The organism is Streptomyces sp. PH9007, assembly GCF_059813725.1.
The window spans coordinates 899,577-917,847 of sequence record NZ_CM187440.1; the positions used below are offsets into that span (position 1 = coordinate 899,577).

Consider the following 18,271-nt stretch of genomic DNA (forward strand, 5'->3'; position numbering starts at 1 on the left):
CCCTCGTACACAAGTCCAGGTGATGTGTCCCGAACTCGCCCGATTTTCCTCGACACTTCGCCACGCTACGCGCGTTGAGCCCCCGTCAGCTCGCCCTAGGTAAGGTCTAGACCTGTCTGAAAAACATCGCTTGGGGTTCGCTCATCGTTCGCAGGAGTCCGGATTTCGTGACATCCGCCGTGCGCACGCTCCCCATACGGCCGCCCCCGTCCGGGTGACCCGGACGGGGGCGGCGAGTGGTGGCGAGGGCTCCCCGAGGGACCCGGCCCGTTACGGGATGCTGGCCCCGTACGCGCTCAGCGCCGCCGTGACCGGCTGGAAGTACGTGGTACCGCCGACGCTGCAGTTGCCGTTGCCGCCGGAGGTCAGACCGATGGCGGTGTTGCCGGAGAACAGCGGGCCGCCGCTGTCGCCGGGCTCGGCGCAGACATTGGTACGGATCATCCCGTAGACGATGTCACCGCCGCCGTAGTTCACGGTGTAGTTCAGGCCGGTCACCGAGCCCGAGCGCAGCCCGGTGGTGGAACCGGAGCGCTGCACCGCCAGGCCGTTGGTGGCGTTGGCCGCACCGGTGATGGTCCGGTAGGTGCCGTTGTAGAGGTAGACGTTGCTGGGACGGGCCAGCGAGGAGTTCGTGTACGAGATCAGCCCGTAGTCGTTGACGGGGAAGCTGGAGCCGATCGTGGAACCGATGACGGTGGTGCGGGCGGAGTTGGCCCACCAGGTGCCGGCCCCGTCCGTACAGTGGCCGGCGGTCAGCAGGACCGTCGTGCCGCCGCGGGTGGCGTTGAAGCCCGCGGAGCAGCGCCAGCCACTCGCGTAGATGGCGTCCCCGCCGGACAGGTAGTTCTCCAGCGTGCCCGGAGTGCGCTCGATGCTGATGGCCCCGGCCAGGGAGCCCGCGCTGTCCTTGATCTCCGCGATCTCCTCCCGGGTGACGGTGGAGTCCACGGTGACGACGACCTTGCCGGTCTCCTCGTCCACCGTCCACGCGGTTCCCGCGATGTCGGCGGCGAGCACGGCGCTGTCGGCCGTGGCCAGCTGCGCGGTGCTGAAGGTCTGTACCGGCTCGGCGGCGGCGGTGCTGGGCAGCACGAAGGCTGTCAGCGCCGCCACGCCGGAGGCGGCGGCGATCAGCCGCAGCCGCTTGACGAGGCGTCTGTGGGGGTTGGGGCGCTCGGAACTCACGATTTCCTCCGTGGGGAATCTGGGGCCCGCTGGATGTGTGGGCCCGTGAGGCGTGGCCGGAGCCGTGCCGCCGTGTTCGTCGGCATGACCCTGACAAGCGCTGCACCGAATCTTCACCACAGGCGCCCCGGTTGCCAAGAACAAGTTTCAGCCACTCCACGGAACCTCCCCACCCGGTCGGCCCTGTGCCCGAAACTCACTCTCCGTCAGCTGGGTGACGCGCCGCTTCTCCTGATGGGGCGCCATAATCGATTGCACCAGAACCGTCACGAAATCCAGTTCCGGCGCCAATCCACTTGGCGCATCATCCGCATCATGGATGACGATAGGGGTGTGGGCGGTTTCGAGCCGCGTTAGAGAGGAGGCATCCATGGGATCGGTACGCAAGGCGAGCGCCTGGCTCGGCCTCGTCGAGGACCGCGAGATGCGCTACTACGACGACGAGTACGCCGAGGGACCCGAGCCGGGCGACAGCACCGAGCCGTGGGCCACCGACCCCGCGGTGCGGGTGGTGGAGGAGCCGGAGCCCGAGGGCGACAGCGGCCGGATCGCGACGGTGACGCCGGAGAGCTTCCGCGACGCCCGCCGCATCGGGGAACTGTTCCGCGACGGTGTCCCGGTGGTCATCAACCTCACCGCCATGGAGCCCGGCGACGCCAAACGCGTCGTCGACTTCGCGGCGGGCCTGATCTTCGGCCTGCGCGGCTCCATCGACCGGGTGGCCAACCGCGTCTTCCTACTGACCCCCGGCGACTACAAGGTGGTCAGCGACAGCCGCCGGCACGCCACCGGCTTCTTCAACCAGAGCTAGGGGTTCCGGCACATCCCGCCGGCCCGGCCGGCGGGATGTGCCGGACACCCCACGGCCGTCACAGCCGGTGCGCGCCCGCCCGGGCGCGCACCACCCGGCGCGTGTTCGGGGCGTCAGCCCCGGAACGCCTCAAGTCCGGTGAGCGCCTTGCCCAGCACCAGCTGGTGCATCTCGCTGGTGCCCTCATAGGTGAGCACCGATTCCAGGTTCCCGCAGTGCCGCAGCACCGGATACTCCAGCGAGATCCCGTTCGCGCCCAGGATCGTGCGCGCGTTGCGGCAGATCTCCAGCGCTTCCCGGACATTGTTCAGCTTGCCGAAGCTCACCTGCTCCGGGCACAGCCGTCCCGCGTCCAGCCGGCGGCCCAGATGGTGCGCCAGCAGCAGCCCCTTGTGCAGTTCCAGCGCCATGTCCGCCAGCTTCGCCTGGGTGAGCTGGAAACCGGCGATCGGCCGCCCGAACTGTTCGCGCTCCCCGGCGTAGGCCAGGGCTGTCTCGAAACAGTCCCTGGCGGCCCCCAGGGCGCCCCACACGATGCCGTACCTGGCGTGGCCCAGCGCCCCCAGCGCCGCACCCAGTCCCCGCGCGCCGGGCAGTACGGCGTCGGCCGGCAACCGTACGCCGTCCAGGACGAGCTCACTGGTGACCGATGCGCGCAAGGACCATTTGTGGCGGATCTCCCGCGCCGTGAAGCCGGGCCGGTCCGTGGGCACCACGAAGCCCCGGACGCCGTCCTCCGTGCGGGCCCACACCACCGCCACGCCGGCCACCGAGCCGTTGGTGATCCACATCTTGCGGCCCGTCAGCACCCAGTCACCGCCGTCCCGTTCGGCGCGGGTACGCATCGCGGCCGGATCCGAGCCGTGGTCGGGCTCGGTGAGCGCGAAGCAGCCGATGGTCTCACCGCGTGCCATCGGCGGCAGCCAGCGTTCGCGCTGCCCGGGTGAGCCGTAGCGGTGGATGGCGTACATGGCCAGCGAGCCCTGCACCGAGACCAGCGAACGGATGCCGGAGTCGGCGGCCTCCAGCTCCAGGCAGGTCAGCCCGTACTGCACGGCGGACGCGCCGGCGCAGCCGTAGCCCTCCAGCGACATGCCCAGCGCGCCCAGTTCACCGAGTTCCCTGGCCAGCTCGGTGACCGGCGCCCGTCCGTCCTCGTACCAGCGGGCGATGTGCGGCCGGACCCGGTCGGTGGCCCACTGCCGGGTGGTCCGCCGCACGGCGAGGTCCTCGGGGCTCAGCAGGTCGTCCAGGCCCAGCGGGTCGGCCGGGTCGAAGGGCGGTGGGGAGCCGGTGGGCATGCGGGGCCTCCAGGTGCGCTCGGAGCGGCCGACGTTACGGCCGGGTAACCCCGCTGGGCAAGAGCGGCGGCTCCTCCGGGGCGCGTCGCGGCCCGTGCTCCGCGACGCGGGGCGCGGGCACCGGCGCGGCGCCGCTCCCGGCGCCCGTGCGCGCCCCGCCCGGGGGCTGGGCCTCGGCCGCCGGGGCCGTCGCGAGGTCGCGGGGCAGCCGCAGCGCGGCCAGCGCGCCGAGCAGCAGCAGGACGGCACTGGCCATCAGCGTCATGTGCATGCCGTGGACGTACGCGTCCCGGGCGGTCTGCCGCAGCGCGAGTCCCGGCCCGCCGCCGAGCTGGGTGGCCACCGAGTACGCCTCGCCCAGGGAGTGCGCCGCCGCCGCCGACTCCTCGGTGCCCACCCCCTGGGCGCCGCGGACGGCGGGGCCGTAGACGGCGTTCATGATGCTGCCCAGCAGCGCGATGCCCAGGCCCGCGCCGAACTGGTAGGCCGTCTCGCCGATCGCCGCCGCACCGCCGGCCTGGCCGGCCGGGGCGTCGGAGAGCATCGACTCGTAGGAGGCGAACAGGGTGGTCTCCAGGCCGAAGCCCAGCAGCACGAAGCCGGTGGCCATCAGCGCCGGGCGGTCCTGCTCCCCCAGCGACATCAGCACGAGGACGGCGAAGGCGGTGAGGACGAACCCGAGCGAGACCATCAGGCGCGGGCCGATCCGGTGCAGCAGCCGGGCGCCCACCAGGCCCGCGGCGATCGCCGCCAGGCTGAGCGGCAGCAGCCGCAGCCCGGTCTGCAACGGGGAGAGGCCGAGCACCAGCTGCAGGTACTGGGCGGCGATGAGGGCGAGCCCGACGAGCGCCAGCACGGTCAGCACGATGCAGCCGACCGAGGTACCGAAGGCAGGGCGGGCGAAGGCGCGCAGGTCGATCAGCGGATGCCGATGGCCGCGCTGCCGGCGGACGAAGAGGAACAGCAGCCCGCCGCCGGCCACCGCGGCGAGCAGGGTGAGCGGGCTGTACAGCTCCCCGCCGCCGGCCCGCTTGAGCGCCATGATCACGGTGAACAGCCCGCCGGCGGCCAGCAGGGCGCCGGTCACGTCCCACGGGCCCTCGCGCTCGCCGGTGGACTCCGGCAGCAGCCAGCGGGCCACCGGCAGGCACAGGACCATCAGGGGGATGTTGATGAGGAAGACCGAGCCCCACCAGAAGTGCTCCAGCAGCACGCCGCCCACCAGCGGCCCGATCGCGGCACCGACGGCCGCGACGGCGCTCCAGATGCCGATCGCCAGGGCGCGTTCCCTGCGGTCGGGGAAGACCTGCCGCAGGATGGAGAGCGTGGCGGGCATGATCATCGCCCCGCCGGCCCCCAGCAGGGCGCGGGCGAGCACCAGCACCGCGGGGGTTCCGGCGTACGCGGCCAGCGCAGAGGCCAGGCCGAAGCAGGCGTAGCCGATCAGCAGCACCCGGCGCCGGCCGATCCGGTCACCGAGCGTGCCGAAGAGGATCAGCAGCGAGGCGCACACCAGCGGGTAGACGTCCACGATCCACAGCAGCTCGACCGCGCCGGGCCGCAGGTCCTCGGTGACGGCGGGCACGGCGACGTGCAGCACGGTCGCGTCGATGGCGACCAGCAGCAGGCTGACGCAGAGCACGACCAGAACCGTCCAGCGGTTTCGGTCTTCGGCGGGGAGCGGACTCGCCATGGGCGCGGGCACCTTGGGGACGGGCGGGGTGGGCGGACGAGCCACAGCGTACGTCAGGGACCGGCCGGACCCCCAGGGACTCCGGCCCCTTCCCGCAGGGCCCGCACACCGTCTCCATGTCACCCGGAAAGCCCTGAAAGGAAAACAATCCGAATGGCCGTACCATCATCCCCAGATCGGCAAATCATGGCTTTCAGCTATTCCGTAAAGCCGGGTGAACAGTGGGAGAACTCCGGGCCAATGACCCCCGGAAAAACCCCGCGGCACATCACATCGGCATCACGAAAGCAGGCTGGAGTCGAAGCTCTCCTATCACCGGCTGTAATCTTGCTGGAGTGCGTACCGACCGATTCTTTGCCCGCCTCGAGCAGGAGCCGCAGCGACCGGCCGTCGCGGCTCCCGGCATGAGCCGCACCCGGATCGCACTCCTGTGGGCGACGCTGGGCTCGTACGCGGCGATCGTGGCGGCGGTGCTGAGCACGTCCTGGCTGGTCAGGCTCGACTGGCAGGTGATGCTGTTCCGGCCCTACAAGCAGTGGCCGCAGCTGCACGCCTTCCTCGACTACTTCGTGGTGCTGGGGCAGCGCGGGCCCACCGCGGTGCTGGTAGCCGCCTGGCTGGGCTGGCGCTCGTGGCGCCAGCGCACGCTGCGTCCGCTGCTGGTCATGGCGGTGGCGCTGCTGGCGCTGAATGTCACGGTCGGTGGCGCGAAGTTCGGCATGCGCCGGGAGGGCCCGCACTACGCGAATGACATCGGCTCCAACGAGATGTGGTTGAACGGCGATATATTTCCCTCGGGGCACACCGCCAATGCCGTGGTGACCTGGGGGATTCTCGCGTATCTGGCCACCACGCCGCAGGCCCGCCGCATCCTGTCGGTGATCGCCGCGGTCTTCGCGCTGGGCGTGGGCGGCACCACCGTCTACCTGGGCACGCACTGGGTGAGCGATGTCCTGCTCGGCTGGGCGGCGGGGCTGCTGATCCTGCTGGCGCTGCCGTGGTGCGAGCCGGTGATCCGCGAGGTGGAGCGCCGGGTGATGGTCGTGCGGGACCGGCTGCGGGGGCAACCCGTGCGCTCGCCGCACAGTGCTTCGCCGCCACCGGGGGCGCCGGTGGCGGCCCTCCCCGATCCGCTGACGGCGCCCGCCAGGCCCGCCGCGGTCCCGGCCCGGATCGGCCCGACCCACCGCACCCCGGCCCGGCCGCACCAGCCGGAGACCAGGCCGCCGGGGGCGCATCCGCCGGTGCGGCCCGTCGAGCCGCTGGGCGGCCCGTTCAGCCCTGCCAGCAGCGCACCACCTCACCGTCCTTGACCGCGAGGTTCAGCCGGCCCGGCATGTACTCCATGGTGATGATCGCGTCCGGCGCGAGCCGGCGTACGGTGCCCCAGCCGCGCTCCGTGGCCTGCCGCTCGGCCAGGTCGGCGGCCAGCCCCACGTAGGCGTCGGGGTCGTCGTCCGGCGTCTGGGGGCGGGAGGGGCGCCAGGGCTGTGATGGGGTCATGTCCCCACCGTATGCCGGGCCCCACCGCCCCCGGAAGTAGCCGGTGGACGTCCCGCCCGGATCAGCGGACTGTCACGCTTGTGTCACGGTCCACCCGGCCGGCCACCGCCCGGTGGTTCGTGCGCTTCGTGTAATGGAGAATTCCTCCGCATTCCCCTTCCGGCGGTTCGTGGAAATCACCGGAACGGCACCGAATCCGGCCCTCCGGAATGGCCTCGGACACCCGTCCGCTTTTCCGCCGCCGGCCCGTGTTCCCGCGCTCCCGGCACCGCACCGAACCGGCCACTTCAGCAGCACACTCGACACTCGCGCAGCTGTACGAACCAGGCGCGCCCCCGTACCCGTGTGTGCGAATCACGCGCCCTCGGCGTGACCCTCGCGCCGCCCCGGCCGTTGTGCACGGGGCCCGCGACGGCAGCGGGCCGCGATACCCAACCGAGGAGCCACATGTCCCCCTTGCTCGACGTCAGTGACGAGGTTCGCGCCGAGATCGGCGAGGCCGAAGCGGCACGGCTGCTCGCGGGCGAGAACGCCCCCGGCACCTATGACTGCACCTCGTGCCGCACCCCGGGCGACACCGGCCAGGAGCGCACGTCCACGGTGCTCTTCGTCGGCGGCGAGACGGCGGTGCTCGCCTTCGCCCACGCCGCCTGCATCCCCTCCCAGGTGGTGACGGTCTCCGAGGAGCAGCTGCGCGGGGCCGTGGCCTCGATCACCGGCCAGTCCACCGTCGCCGAGCCCACGGCGGCCCCCGGGACTCCGCTGGCCGCCGAGCTGGAGGAGGCCACCGGCCAGGTGGTGCTCGGGGTGACCTGCGGCCAGATCCTGATCGGTGAGGACCTCTACCCGGCGCTCGTCGTGGAGCCGTCGGGCCCGGTGGCCCGGCCCGGCTCGGACGGCCCCGGCGACGATTTCCTGCCGCTGCTGATCGAGGCCGGCTTCCTGCCGGTCACCGATGTCTCCAAGGCTCCTTCCCAGGTTCCCGGCTGGTCGGTGCTGCTGGCCATGGGACAGCTGCACTCGGTGCTCCAGGCGGACGCGGCCACCGGCCAGACAGCGGCCTGGTGGCAGGCGCACCAGCCGCTGGCGGTCACCGACGGCTGGCGCTCGACCGCCAACCAGAAGCAGACGGTGCTGGTGTACGCGGCCCCGGCCGGCTCGATCGGCCAGCAGCCGCGGGAGGACCTGCTGCGGGACGCGCTGGAGAAGGCGGCGGCCGGCGGGCTGCTGGTGGCCGCCGCGATGCCGCTGGCGGGCACCTGAGCCGCCCGCTCGGCTGACGCGATCAGGTATCCGGGCGCGGCGCCCCGCATCCGCCGCCCCGGATGATCGTTGACCGGGCGTGCACCCTTACGAATCCACCCGACCTCAGCATTCCCCCGCCCACGCCGCGATCCCCGGCCAGTCCGGTGCGCACGCACGGCGGGCTCCGTACGACCACGGCCACACCGCTTCGGAGACCCCGATCTTCGACTCGCTCTACGACGAGTACCGGCGGCTGTTCCGGGCGCTGCCGGGGGACCGCTCGGGCGAGGAGGACCTGCGGTTCGAGGGATTCGGCACCATCCACGGCACCGGCACCAGCAGCGGGGCGGCGAGCTGGCGGTACTACGGGCGGCCGGAGCAGGGGCACCTCCCCTCCTCGTACTACGGGGAGGTGTCCACCACCGGCCGGCCCTTCCCAGCGGCGCTGCCCCCCGCCCGGCGTGACGCGGGCGGGTGAGCGGGCGGCCGGACCGTACGGCTACTTCTTGACCCGGCCGCGCTTCTCGCGCACCCGCACCGACACCTTGATCGGGGTGCCCTCGAAGCCGAACTCCTCGCGCAGGCGGCGCTCGATGAAGCGCCGGTACCCGGCCTCCAGGAAGCCCGAGGCGAACAGGACGAAGCGCGGCGGCTTCGTCCCGGCCTGGGTGCCGAACAGAATCCGGGGCTGCTTTCCGCCGCGCACCGGGTGCGGGTGGGAGGCCACCAGCTCACCGAGGAAGGCGTTCAGCTTGCCGGTGGGCACCCGGGTCTGCCAGGCGTCCAGCGCGGTCTCGATGGCCGGCACCAGCTTCTCCATGTGCCGGCCGGTGAAGGCGGAGATGTTGACGCGCGGCGCCCACTGCACCTGCACCAGGTCGCGCTCGATCTCCCGTTCCAGGTAGAAGCGGCGCTCCTCGTCCATGAGGTCCCACTTGTTGTACGCGATCACCAGCGCCCGGCCGGCCTCCACCGCCATGGTGATGATGCGGGTGTCCTGCACGCTGATCGGCTCGGTGACGTCGATGAGGACGACCGCGGCCTCCGCCTTCTCCAGAGCCGCGGCGGTGCGCAGCGAGGCGTAGTAGTCGGCCCCGTCCTGGAAGTGGACGCGGCGCCGGATGCCGGCGGTGTCCACGAAGCGCCAGACCTTGCCGCCGAGGTCGATGAGCTCGTCCACCGGGTCACGGGTGGTGCCGGCGGTGGCGTCCACGACCACCCGGTCCTCCTTGGCCACCTTGTTCAGCAGCGAGGACTTGCCGACGTTGGGGCGGCCGATGAGGGCAATCCGGCGCGGGCCGCCGGGCGCGGAGCCGAAGGTCTGCGGGGGCGCCTCCGGCATGGCCTCCAGGACCGCGTCCAGCATGTCGCCGGTGCCCCGGCCGTGCAGCGCGGAGACGGGGTAGGGCTCGCCGAGGCCCAGGGACCACAGGTAGGCGGCGTCGGCCTCGCCGGAGGGGCCGTCCACCTTGTTGGCGCACAGCACCACGGGCTTGCCCGCCTTGCGCAGCAGCTTGACCACGGCCTCGTCGGTGTCCGTGGAGCCCACGGCGGCGTCCACCACGAAGACCACGGCGTCGGCGGCCTCGATGGCGTACTCGGCCTGGGCGGCGACGGAGGCGTCGATGCCGAGGACGTCCTGCTCCCAGCCGCCGGTGTCCACGACCTTGAAGCGGCGGCCGGCCCATTCGGCCTCGTAGGTGACGCGGTCGCGGGTGACGCCCGGGCGGTCCTCGACCACGGCCTCGCGGCGGCCGATGATCCGGTTCACCAACGTCGATTTGCCGACATTGGGGCGGCCCACGACGGCGAGCACGGGCAGCGGCCCGGCGTTGGCCGCCGCCAGCTCGCTGTCGATCTCCTCGGCGTCGAAGCCCTCCTGCGCGGCCAGCTCCATGAACTCCGCGTACTCGGCGTCGCCCAGCGCACCGTGCCCGCCCGCGTCGCCGGGATCGTTCTGGTCGTTCATGGGTGTGGTCCTCAATGCGAAGAAACGAAAACGAAAGGGATGGAGGGCGGCGGCCGGCCCGGGAGCCGGTGCCGCATCCTCCAGTGTCGCTCAGCGGCCGGTGAGCCGCCGTGCCTTTTCCAGGTGCGCGGTCAGCCCGTCCTGCAGCCGTACGGTGGCGGCGTCCAGCGCCGCCCGGGTGCGGCGGCCGCCCTCGCCCACCGTGAACGGGTCACCGAAGACCACGTCGAGCCGGCCGCGCAGCGGCGGCAGCCCCTTTATCAGCCGGCCGCGCCGCTCCGTGCTGCCCAGCACCGCCACCGGCACCACCGGGGCGCCGGAGCGCACCGCGAAGTACGCCAGACCGGCCCGCAGCGCGGCGAAGTCGCCCTCGCCCCGGCTGCCCTCGGGGAAGATGCCCAGCACCCCGCCGTTCTTGAGCACGTCGAGGGCGGAGGTGATCGCGGTGCGGTCGGTGGTGTCGCGGTCCACCTCGATCTGGCCGATGCGGCGCAGGAACGGGTCGAGCGGGCCGATGAACGCTTCCTTCTTGATGAGGAAGTGCACCGGCCGCGGGGCCACGCCCATCACCATCGGGCCATCCACGTTGTGCGTGTGGTTGACGGCGATGATCGCGGGCCCGGCCGCCGGCACCCGCCAGGCGCCCAGCACCCGGGGCCGGAACAGCCCGTACATCAGGCCGACCCCGATCCGCCGGCCGACCTCGGCGCCGCGCTCGGTGGGGGCGACGGGGGTACGGGAGACGGTCACGGCAGCCGCTGCTTCCGCTCCGCGTCCTCGATGACGGTGATCACGCAGGAGATGACCTGTTCCAGGGTCAGCTCGGTGGTGTCCATCTCGGTGGCGTCCCCGGCCTTGGCCAGCGGGGAGGTCTTGCGGCCGGAGTCGGCGGCGTCCCGCTTGATCAGCGCCTCCCGGGTGGCGGCCAGGTCGGGGGCGCCGGGTCCTGTGGCCTTCAGCTCACCGCTGCGCCGCGCCGCGCGCGCCTCGGGGGCCGCGGTCAGGAAGATCTTCACGTCGGCGTCGGGGAGCACGGTGGTGCCGATGTCCCGGCCCTCCACGACGATCCCGCCGGGGGCGTCCGCCGCGATGGTGCGCTGCAGCTCCGTGATCCGGGTGCGCACCGCGGGGACCGCGCTGACCGCGCTGACCGCGCCGGTGACCTCGGGGGTGCGGATCGGGCCCGCCACGTCCGTGCCGTCCACCGTGATGGTAGGGGCCAGCGGGTCGGTGCCGGAGACGATGTCCGGCTTGCCGGAGACGGCGGCGACCGCGGCCGGGTCGTTCACGTCGACGCCGTTGCTGAGCATCCACCAGGTGATGGCGCGGTACTGCGCCCCGGTGTCGAGGTAGCCCATGCCCAGCCGCGCGGCCACCGCCTTGGAGGTGCTGGACTTGCCCGTTCCGGAGGGGCCGTCGATGGCGACGATGACGGGATGTGCGGACACGTGGCTGCGCACCTTTCTCAGCGGCGGGCGGGAGGGGGCGCGCTCCCTGGATCAGGCAGCGATCGGCCCCGGCCAAGGGTACCGGCCCCCGGGCCCGCGCCCGGCCCCCGCCCACCCTCCCCGCAAAGATGTACGAGCCGGGGTCACTGCCGTATCGCCCAGCCGCGCTCGCGCAGCGAGGCGATCAGCCGTGGCGCCGCCATCGGGTCCACCATCAGCTGCACCAGACCTGCCTGCTGGCCGGTGGCGTGTTCGATGCGGACGTCCTCGATGTTGACGCCCGCCGCGCCCGCGTCCGCGAAGATCCGGGCCAGCTCCCCCGGCCGGTCGGTGATCGGCACCCCGACCGTCTCGTACACGGCGGGCGCCGCGCCGTGCTTGCCCGGCACCCGCTCGCGGCCCGCGTTGCCGCGCCGCAGCACCGTCTCGACCCGGGCCGCCCCGCCCGCGCGCCGTTCCGGGTCCCCGGACTCCATCGCGCGCAGCGAGCGCACGGTCTCCTCCAGATCGCCCGCCAGCGCGGCCAGCACGTCGGCGACCGGGCCGGGGTTGGCGGACAGGATGTCCATCCACATCTGCGGCATGGAGGCCGCGATCCGGGTCACATCACGGATGCCCTGCCCCGACAGCCGTACCGCGGACTCCTCGGCGTTCTCCAGCCGGGCCGCCACCAGGCTGGAGATCAGCTGCGGGGTGTGCGAGACGAGCGCGACGGCCCGGTCGTGGGCGTCGGCCTCCATCACCACCGGAACCGCGCGGCACAGCGCGACCAGCTCCAGCACCAGGTTGAGCACCTCGGTGCGGGTCTCGGGGGTGGGGGTGAGCACCCAGGGCCGGCCCTCGAAGAGATCGGCGGAGGCCGCCAGCGGCCCCGACCGCTCCTTGCCGGACATCGGATGGGTGCCCAGGTACCCGGCCGGGTCGCCGCCGAGCGCGGCCAGCTCACGGCGCGGACCGCCCTTCACGCTGCCGACGTCGATGCAGCCGTCCGCCACCGCGCGCCGCTGCACCTCCGCCACGGCGGCGGCGATGTACGCCGGGGGTACGGCGACGACGGCCAGCTCCACCCGCCCCGTCACCGGCTCCTCGGTGCCCGCCCCCAGTGCGGCGGCGGTACGGACCTGGTCCGGATCCCGGTCCTCCAGGTGCACCCGTACGCCGCGCGCGCTGAGCGCGAGAGCGATGGAGGTACCGATCAGACCGGTGCCGATGACCAGGGCGGTGCGCATCCGACCAGCGTAATGGGGTCAGCGGACGGTCACAGACCGACCTCCCGCATCAGCTGGCCCACCTCGGTGTTGGTGAGCCGGCGCAGCCAGCCCGACTTCTGCGAACCGAGGGCCAGCGGCCCGAAGTGGGTACGGACCAGCTTGTCGACCGGGAACCCGGCCTCCGCCAGCATCCGCCGCACGATGTGCTTGCGGCCCTCGTGCAGGCTCACCTCGACGAGGTAGTTGTTGCCGGTGTTCTCCACGACCTTGAAGTGGTCGGCGCGGGCGTAGCCGTCCTCCAGCTTGATGCCGTCCTTGAGCCGCTTGCCCAGGTCGCGCGGGATGGGCCCGCGGATGGCGGCGAGGTAGCTCTTCTTGACGCCGTAGCGGGGGTGGGTCAGGCGGTGCGCCAGCTCGCCGTGGTTGGTGAGCAGGATCAGGCCCTCGGTCTCGGTGTCCAGGCGCCCGACGTGGAAGAGCCGGGTCTCCCGGTTCTGCACGTAGTCGCCCAGGCACTGGCGGCCCTCGGGGTCCTCCATGGAGGCCACGACGCCGGCCGGCTTGTTGAGGGCGAAGAACAGGTACGACTGGGAGGCGATGGTCAGCCCGTCGACCTTGATCTCGTCCTTCTCCGGGTCGACCCGGCGGCCCTGCTCGGTGACGATCTTGCCGTTGACCTCCACCCTGGCCTGGTCGATCAGCTCCTCGCAGGCCCGGCGGGAACCGAGCCCGGCACGCGCCAGCACCTTCTGCAGGCGCTCGCCCTCCGGCTCCCCGTGGGTCTTGGGGAGCTTCGGCGCCGGCTTGTCGTGCCGGGCGCGGTTGCGCTCCTCGATCTGGGCGTCGTACTCGCGCGACCGCGCGGGCGCCGGACGCTTGCGGGCCGGCTTGGCGGGCCCGCCCGGGCCGCCCTGCTTGCCGTACCTGCGCTCTTCGGGACGGGGGGGCCTGCCCGTCCGCTTCTGCTTGTCGTCGCGGCTGTTGCCCGCGCCCCGGTGGTTCCGGTTGCTGTTATTGCCGCTGCTTCGCATCAATGATCCGTAGGAGTCTCGCCGCTGTCGTCAACTTCGAACGACGGCACTCCTTCCTGGCTCTCGCCCTCGACCTGATCGGCCTCGGGAAGGAAGGGAGCCAGCTGCGGGAGCTCGTCCAGGCCGGTGAGGCCCAATCGCTCCAGGAAGTAGTGTGTCGTCCCGTACAGGATCGCACTTGTTTCGGGTTCGGTGCCCGCTTCCTGGATCAGCCCCCGCTGGAGCAGGGTGCGCATGACCCCGTCGCAGTTCACGCCGCGCACGGCGGAGACCCGGGAACGGCTGACCGGCTGCCGGTACGCGACGACCGCCAGCGTCTCCAGCGCGGCCTGGGTGAGCCGGGCCTGCTGCCCGTCCAGGACGAAGCTCTCCACCGCCTCGGCGTACCGCGCCCGCGTGTAGTAGCGCCAGCCGCCGGCGACGTACCGCAGCTCGAATCCCCGGTTCTGCGCGGTGTACTCGTCGGCCAGCTCGCGCAGCGCGTCGGCGATCTCCCGGCGCGGCCGGTCCAGGACCTTGGCCAGGTGTTCCTCGGTCGCCGGCTCGTCGACGACCATGAGCACGGCTTCCAGGGACGGCTTGAGCGCGGGCGGTGGGGCCGGTTCACTCATGGGGTGCCTCCTGATCGAACTCGTCGGTGACCAGCGTCCGCCCGGCCTCCTCCGGGGCGGCGCTCCAGCGCACCAGCAGCGGCCCCAGCGCCTCGGGCTGGTCCAGGTGCACGGCGCGCTCGCGGTACAGCTCCAGCAGCGCGAGGAAGCGGGCCACGACGGTGAGGGTGTCGGGGGCATCGGCGGTCAGCTCGGCGAAGGACACCTGCCCGGCGTCCCGCAGCCGCTCCACGACGAGGGCGGCCTGCTCCCGTACGGAGACCAGCGGCGCGTGGATGTGGTCGACGTACACCTGGGGCACCGGCTTGGGCTGCATGGCCTTCACGGCGAGCGCGGCGAACCCCTCGGGGCCGACGCTGATCATCACCTCGGGCAGCAGCTGTGCGTGGTGCGGTTCGAGGCCGACGGTACGGGGGTGGCGCAGCGCCTCGCCGGTGAGCCGCTCGGCGAAGATCTCGGCGACGCGTTTGTACGCGCGGTACTGGAGCAGCCGGGCGAACAGCAGGTCGCGGGCCTCCAGCAGGGCCAGGTCCCCCTCGTCCTCGATCTCGGCGGCGGGCAGCAGGCGGGCGGCCTTGAGGTCGAGGAGGGTGGCGGCGACGACGAGGAACTCGGTGGTCTGGTCGAGGTCGCCGTCGGGGCCCATGGCCCGCAGATGGGCGAGGAATTCATCGGTGACCCGGGAGAGGGCGATCTCGGTCACATCGAGCTTGTGCCGCGAGATCAACTGCAACAGGAGGTCGAAGGGCCCCTCGAAGTTGTCCAGGACGAGCCGGAACCGCCCCTCCCCCGCGGCGTTCGCCTCGCCACCGGGGTCCGCGGCCCGCGTCGCGTACCGGCCGGGCGGGGCTTCGCCGGCACCGGCCCGGCCGTCCCCGGGGCGGGGCGCGGCAGCCGCGCCGGTGTCCGGCTCCGCCGGTGCCTGCGGCGGTGGCACGGACACCTCAACGTGCGGTGCACCACCCGCCGCCGCGCCCCGGGAGGACTCCGGTGGCTGCGGCCCCTCGTCGCCGTCCGCCGTCCCCGCGCGCCCGGGCGCGGGCAGCGCTCCCGCGCCGCGGCCCAGGGGGCGGCGGCGTCTCGGGTTGGGTGGGTCGGCGGGGGGCATCGCGGGGCACATTACCCCTCGGTGCTGACAATTGGGACGTGCCGCGACGCGACGTGCCGTCCGGCCTTGCCCGCGTCATGCGGTGGGCCTCAGCGGCCCCGCAACCGCCGCACCAAGATGCTGGCGTCGCCCCGTGATTCGAGGTCCGCCAGGACCACGGCGACCGCCTCGCGGACGATCCGGCCGCGGTCGACGGCCAGTCCGTGCTCGCCGCGCAGTACCAGCCGCGCGTGTTCCAGGTCCATCAGTTCCTCGGCGGACACATAGACCGTGATCTTCTCGTCGTGCCGTTCCCGCCCGCTCGGCCGTCGCGCCGAGCGCCCCTTGCGCGGCTGCTGTTGTGCCTGCCCCGGCCCCGCCGCGGCGGCCCCCGCGCCCGCCGCCGCTGTCGGCTGCTGCTGCGCCGATCGCCGTTTGCCCTGCCCCGGCACCGCGGCCTGGGCACCGGCCTCGCCGCCTCCGCCGCCCGGCGCCGTGGGCGCCGGGCCGTCGGCGGAGGAGGGCGGCTGCTGTGCCTGCTCGTTCGGGCCGGTGGACTGGGTGGGCTGAGCTGGCTGGGAGGGCTGGACGGCCGCCGACCCCCCGGTGCTGCGGAACAGTTCGTCGGCTGCCGGGAGACTCACTCGGCGTGGCACCGGGCGAGCACCTCCCTGGCGAGCTGGCGGTAGGCGGCCGCGCCCACCGAGTTGGAGGCGTACGTGGTGATCGGCTCACCGGCGACCGTGGTCTCCGGGAAGCGCACGGTACGTCCGATCACCGTGTGGTACACGCTGTCGTCGAACGCCTCGACGACCCGCGCGAGCACCTCACGGCTGTGCACCGTACGGGAGTCGTACATGGTGGCCAGGATGCCGTCCAGGCTCAGCTGCGGGTTGAGCCGCTCCTGCACCTTCTCGATCGTCTCCGTCAGCAGCGCGACACCCCGCAGCGCGAAGAACTCGCACTCCAGCGGCACGATCACCTTGTGTGCGGCGGTGAGCGCGTTCACGGTGAGCAGGCCGAGCGAGGGCTGGCAGTCGATGACGATGAAGTCGTAGTCGGGCAGCAGCGGTTGCAGGGCGCGACTGAGGGTCGACTCGCGCGCGACCTCGCTCACCAGCTGTACCTCGGCGGCCGACAGGTCGATGTTGCTGGGCAACAGGTCCATGCCGGCCACGGCGGTCTTCAGCAGCACCTCGTCGGCGGCCATGCCGCGTTCCATCAGGAGGTTGTAGATGGTGAGGTCCAGCTCCATGGGGTTGACCCCCAGGCCGACCGACAGGGCGCCCTGCGGGTCGAAGTCCACCAGCAGTACGCGGCGGCCGTATTCGGCGAGCGCCGCGCCCAGATTGATGGCGGAGGTCGTTTTGCCGACGCCGCCCTTCTGGTTGCACATGGCGATGATCTTGGCCGGTCCGCGCTCGGTGAGCGGGCCGGGGATCGGGAAGTACGGCAGCGGGCGCCCGGTGGGGCCGATGCGCTCGCGGCGCTGTCGGGCCGCGTCGGGCGCGATGGTCGCCGCGTACTCGGGGTCGGGTTCGTATTCCGCGTCCGGGTCGTAGAACTGTCCGTCGGGCAGTTCTGCGTCATCGGGGATACGGTCGGCGTCTTTCACGTCGTGGCCGTCCGTGCTCTGAGGCGCTGTCATGGTCGCGTGGCTTTGGTGAGTTGCGAAGGTACGGACGGCGACGGAGCCGCTGCCCGCGTGTCCACCCCGGGGAGTAATTGTCGACTCATTCACAAGTCGTCCTACCTCCTAGGGGATCAGGAAACTTCTGGACAGAGTCAGCGTTGCACCATGCCGACGATTGGCGACTCTATGGCGTGTCGGCGGTCAGCGGCAACACAATCCGCCGGACCGGTACCGATGTGTCGGGCTTCGCACACCCCCCTGTCAAGAGTGCGAGAGGCGTTCCAAGGTCCGTTCCCGCAGTACCCACTTGGTTGAAAGGGGCACCGGCGGGAAATCGGCGCCCGCCTGTCAGCCGATGTGTCGACAAGAGGATGTGATCTTCCCGATGTTGACGCCTCCGGTTGACGGAACGATCGGATCAGGCCAGAACGGCGGCCAGTTCGGCGTGGGGCATTCCGTGCGCCTCGGCGACGGGGGCGTAGACGACCTGTCCCTCATGGATGTTGAGGCCCAGGGCCAGCGCCGGATCGCGGCGCAGGGCGCCGGTCAGGCCGCGTCCCGCCAGCTCCACGATATACGGGAGAGTGGCATTGGTCAGGGCATATGTGGAGGTGTGGGGCACCGCGCCGGGCATGTTGGCCACGCAGTAGAAGACCGAATCGTGCACCCGGAAGGTGGGTTCCGCGTGCGTGGTGGGGCGGGAGTCGGCGAAACAGCCGCCCTGGTCGATCGCGATGTCGACAAGGACACTTCCGGGGCGCATCCGCGCCACCAGCTCATTGCTGACCAGTTTTGGTGCCCGCGCGCCCGGGATGAGCACCGCGCCGATCACCAGATCGGCGGCGAGCACGGCCCGTTCGAGCTCGAAGACGTTGGAGACGATGGTCTTCACCCGGGTGCCGAAGATCCGGTCGGCCTCCCGCAGTTTGGCCACATCCCGGTCCAGCAGCGTCACATGGAAGCCCAGGCCGATGGCGATCTGGGTGGCGTGCCAGCCGGAGACCCCGCCGCCGATGACGACCGCCTCACCGGGCGCGGTGCCGGGCACACCGCCGGGCAGCACGCCCCGGCCGCCCGCCGAGCGCATCAGGTGATACGCGCCGACCTGCGGCGCGATGCGGCCGGCCACCTCCGACATGGGGGCCAGCAGCGGCAGGGCGCGCCCGGCGGTCTCGACCGTCTCGTAGGCGATGGCCGTGGTGCCGGAGTCCAGCAGCGCCTGGGTGCACTCCCGCGAGGCGGCCAGATGGAGGTACGTGAACAGGATCTGGCCCTTGCGCAGCCGGTGGTACTCCTCGGCCACCGGCTCCTTGACCTTGAGCAGCAGTTCGGCGCCGGACCACACCTCGTCGGCGGTGGGGACGATCGAGGCGCCGGCGGCGGTGTACTCCTCGTCGGTGATGGCGGAGCCGAGACCCGCGCCGCGTTCGACGGCGACCTGGTGTCCGGCGGTGACCAGCTCGTGCACGCCGGCGGGGGTGATGGCGACCCGGAACTCGTTGTTCTTGACCTCGCGGGGAATTCCGACCTTCACGTCGAT

At 72.2% G+C, this 18,271-nt stretch carries 18 protein-coding genes; 4 read left to right on the top strand and 14 right to left on the bottom strand.

The window, feature by feature from the left end; all coding sequences use genetic code 11:
- Nucleotides 1–270: 270 nt before the first annotated feature.
- On the bottom strand, nucleotides 271–1,188 hold the full coding sequence (locus ACTFAP_RS03875) for a S1 family peptidase (RefSeq protein ID WP_390120461.1): 918 nt from the start codon (nucleotides 1,186–1,188) through the stop codon (nucleotides 271–273).
- Between the two features lie 370 nt (nucleotides 1,189–1,558).
- On the opposite strand from ACTFAP_RS03875, the gene ACTFAP_RS03880 reads away from it, so the two are divergent.
- Nucleotides 1,559–1,999, top strand: a complete 441-nt coding sequence (locus tag ACTFAP_RS03880) for a cell division protein SepF (protein ID WP_386538273.1) — start codon at nucleotides 1,559–1,561, stop codon at nucleotides 1,997–1,999.
- 113 nt (nucleotides 2,000–2,112) lie between these two features.
- On the opposite strand, the gene ACTFAP_RS03885 is transcribed toward ACTFAP_RS03880, so the two are convergent.
- Complete coding sequence (locus tag ACTFAP_RS03885) at nucleotides 2,113–3,300, bottom strand: acyl-CoA dehydrogenase family protein (RefSeq protein ID WP_500468247.1); 1,188 nt, start codon at nucleotides 3,298–3,300, stop codon at nucleotides 2,113–2,115.
- A gap of 34 nt (nucleotides 3,301–3,334) precedes the next feature.
- On the bottom strand, nucleotides 3,335–4,993 hold the full coding sequence (locus ACTFAP_RS03890; RefSeq protein WP_500468248.1) for an MFS transporter: 1,659 nt from the start codon (nucleotides 4,991–4,993) through the stop codon (nucleotides 3,335–3,337).
- A gap of 404 nt (nucleotides 4,994–5,397) precedes the next feature.
- Here ACTFAP_RS03890 and ACTFAP_RS03895 point away from each other — a divergent pair, with 404 nt between their 5' ends.
- Entirely contained in the window at nucleotides 5,398–6,306 is a 909-nt protein-coding gene (locus tag ACTFAP_RS03895; RefSeq protein ID WP_451749908.1) for a phosphatase PAP2 family protein, read from the top strand.
- On the opposite strand, the gene ACTFAP_RS03900 is transcribed toward ACTFAP_RS03895, so the two are convergent.
- On the bottom strand, nucleotides 6,269–6,496 hold the full coding sequence (locus ACTFAP_RS03900) for an I78 family peptidase inhibitor (protein ID WP_500468249.1): 228 nt from the start codon (nucleotides 6,494–6,496) through the stop codon (nucleotides 6,269–6,271). The genes ACTFAP_RS03895 and ACTFAP_RS03900 overlap by 38 nt on opposite strands.
- Nucleotides 6,497–6,943: 447 nt before the next feature.
- Between ACTFAP_RS03900 and ACTFAP_RS03905 the strand changes: the two genes are divergently transcribed.
- Nucleotides 6,944–7,759, top strand: a complete 816-nt coding sequence (locus ACTFAP_RS03905) for a DUF8842 C-terminal domain-containing protein (RefSeq protein WP_030728149.1) — start codon at nucleotides 6,944–6,946, stop codon at nucleotides 7,757–7,759.
- 79 nt (nucleotides 7,760–7,838) lie between these two features.
- The gene (locus tag ACTFAP_RS03910; protein WP_495683482.1) at nucleotides 7,839–8,219 is read left to right on the top strand and encodes a hypothetical protein; all 381 of its coding nucleotides are present in this window, start codon (nucleotides 7,839–7,841) and stop codon (nucleotides 8,217–8,219) included.
- A gap of 21 nt (nucleotides 8,220–8,240) precedes the next feature.
- Here the strand turns inward: ACTFAP_RS03910 and der are convergent, their stop codons facing one another.
- From der to ald, 10 genes are all read right to left on the bottom strand, one after another.
- Nucleotides 8,241–9,710 (bottom strand): ribosome biogenesis GTPase Der, encoded by a 1,470-nt coding sequence (gene der, locus ACTFAP_RS03915; protein ID WP_030728156.1) that lies wholly within the window; start codon nucleotides 9,708–9,710, stop codon nucleotides 8,241–8,243.
- A gap of 90 nt (nucleotides 9,711–9,800) precedes the next feature.
- The gene (locus tag ACTFAP_RS03920) at nucleotides 9,801–10,508 is read right to left on the bottom strand and encodes a lysophospholipid acyltransferase family protein (protein ID WP_500469394.1); all 708 of its coding nucleotides are present in this window, start codon (nucleotides 10,506–10,508) and stop codon (nucleotides 9,801–9,803) included.
- The gene (cmk, locus tag ACTFAP_RS03925) at nucleotides 10,457–11,158 is read right to left on the bottom strand and encodes a (d)CMP kinase (RefSeq protein WP_432747410.1); all 702 of its coding nucleotides are present in this window, start codon (nucleotides 11,156–11,158) and stop codon (nucleotides 10,457–10,459) included. Before cmk ends, ACTFAP_RS03920 begins: the two co-directional genes overlap by 52 nt.
- A gap of 143 nt (nucleotides 11,159–11,301) precedes the next feature.
- Nucleotides 11,302–12,387: a prephenate dehydrogenase gene (locus ACTFAP_RS03930; protein WP_500468250.1), complete on the bottom strand. Its 1,086-nt coding sequence runs from the start codon at nucleotides 12,385–12,387 to the stop codon at nucleotides 11,302–11,304.
- A gap of 29 nt (nucleotides 12,388–12,416) precedes the next feature.
- On the bottom strand, nucleotides 12,417–13,400 hold the full coding sequence (locus tag ACTFAP_RS03935; protein ID WP_390120480.1) for a pseudouridine synthase: 984 nt from the start codon (nucleotides 13,398–13,400) through the stop codon (nucleotides 12,417–12,419).
- A complete protein-coding gene (gene scpB, locus ACTFAP_RS03940; protein WP_030728170.1) occupies nucleotides 13,400–14,011 on the bottom strand; it encodes an SMC-Scp complex subunit ScpB in 612 nt (203 codons plus the stop codon). The genes ACTFAP_RS03935 and scpB overlap by 1 nt, the downstream gene beginning before the upstream one ends.
- On the bottom strand, nucleotides 14,004–15,119 hold the full coding sequence (locus ACTFAP_RS03945; RefSeq protein WP_500468251.1) for a segregation and condensation protein A: 1,116 nt from the start codon (nucleotides 15,117–15,119) through the stop codon (nucleotides 14,004–14,006). The genes scpB and ACTFAP_RS03945 overlap by 8 nt, the downstream gene beginning before the upstream one ends.
- Before the next feature lie 89 nt (nucleotides 15,120–15,208).
- Complete coding sequence (locus tag ACTFAP_RS03950) at nucleotides 15,209–15,754, bottom strand: hypothetical protein (protein ID WP_400013202.1); 546 nt, start codon at nucleotides 15,752–15,754, stop codon at nucleotides 15,209–15,211.
- Nucleotides 15,739–16,839 (bottom strand): ParA family protein, encoded by a 1,101-nt coding sequence (locus ACTFAP_RS03955; protein ID WP_078635192.1) that lies wholly within the window; start codon nucleotides 16,837–16,839, stop codon nucleotides 15,739–15,741. Before ACTFAP_RS03955 ends, ACTFAP_RS03950 begins: the two co-directional genes overlap by 16 nt.
- Nucleotides 16,840–17,149: 310 nt before the next feature.
- Nucleotides 17,150–18,265, bottom strand: coding sequence for an alanine dehydrogenase (gene ald / locus ACTFAP_RS03960; protein ID WP_390120556.1), 1,116 nt, complete (start codon nucleotides 18,263–18,265; stop codon nucleotides 17,150–17,152).
- Between the last annotated feature and the right edge of the window lie 6 nt (nucleotides 18,266–18,271).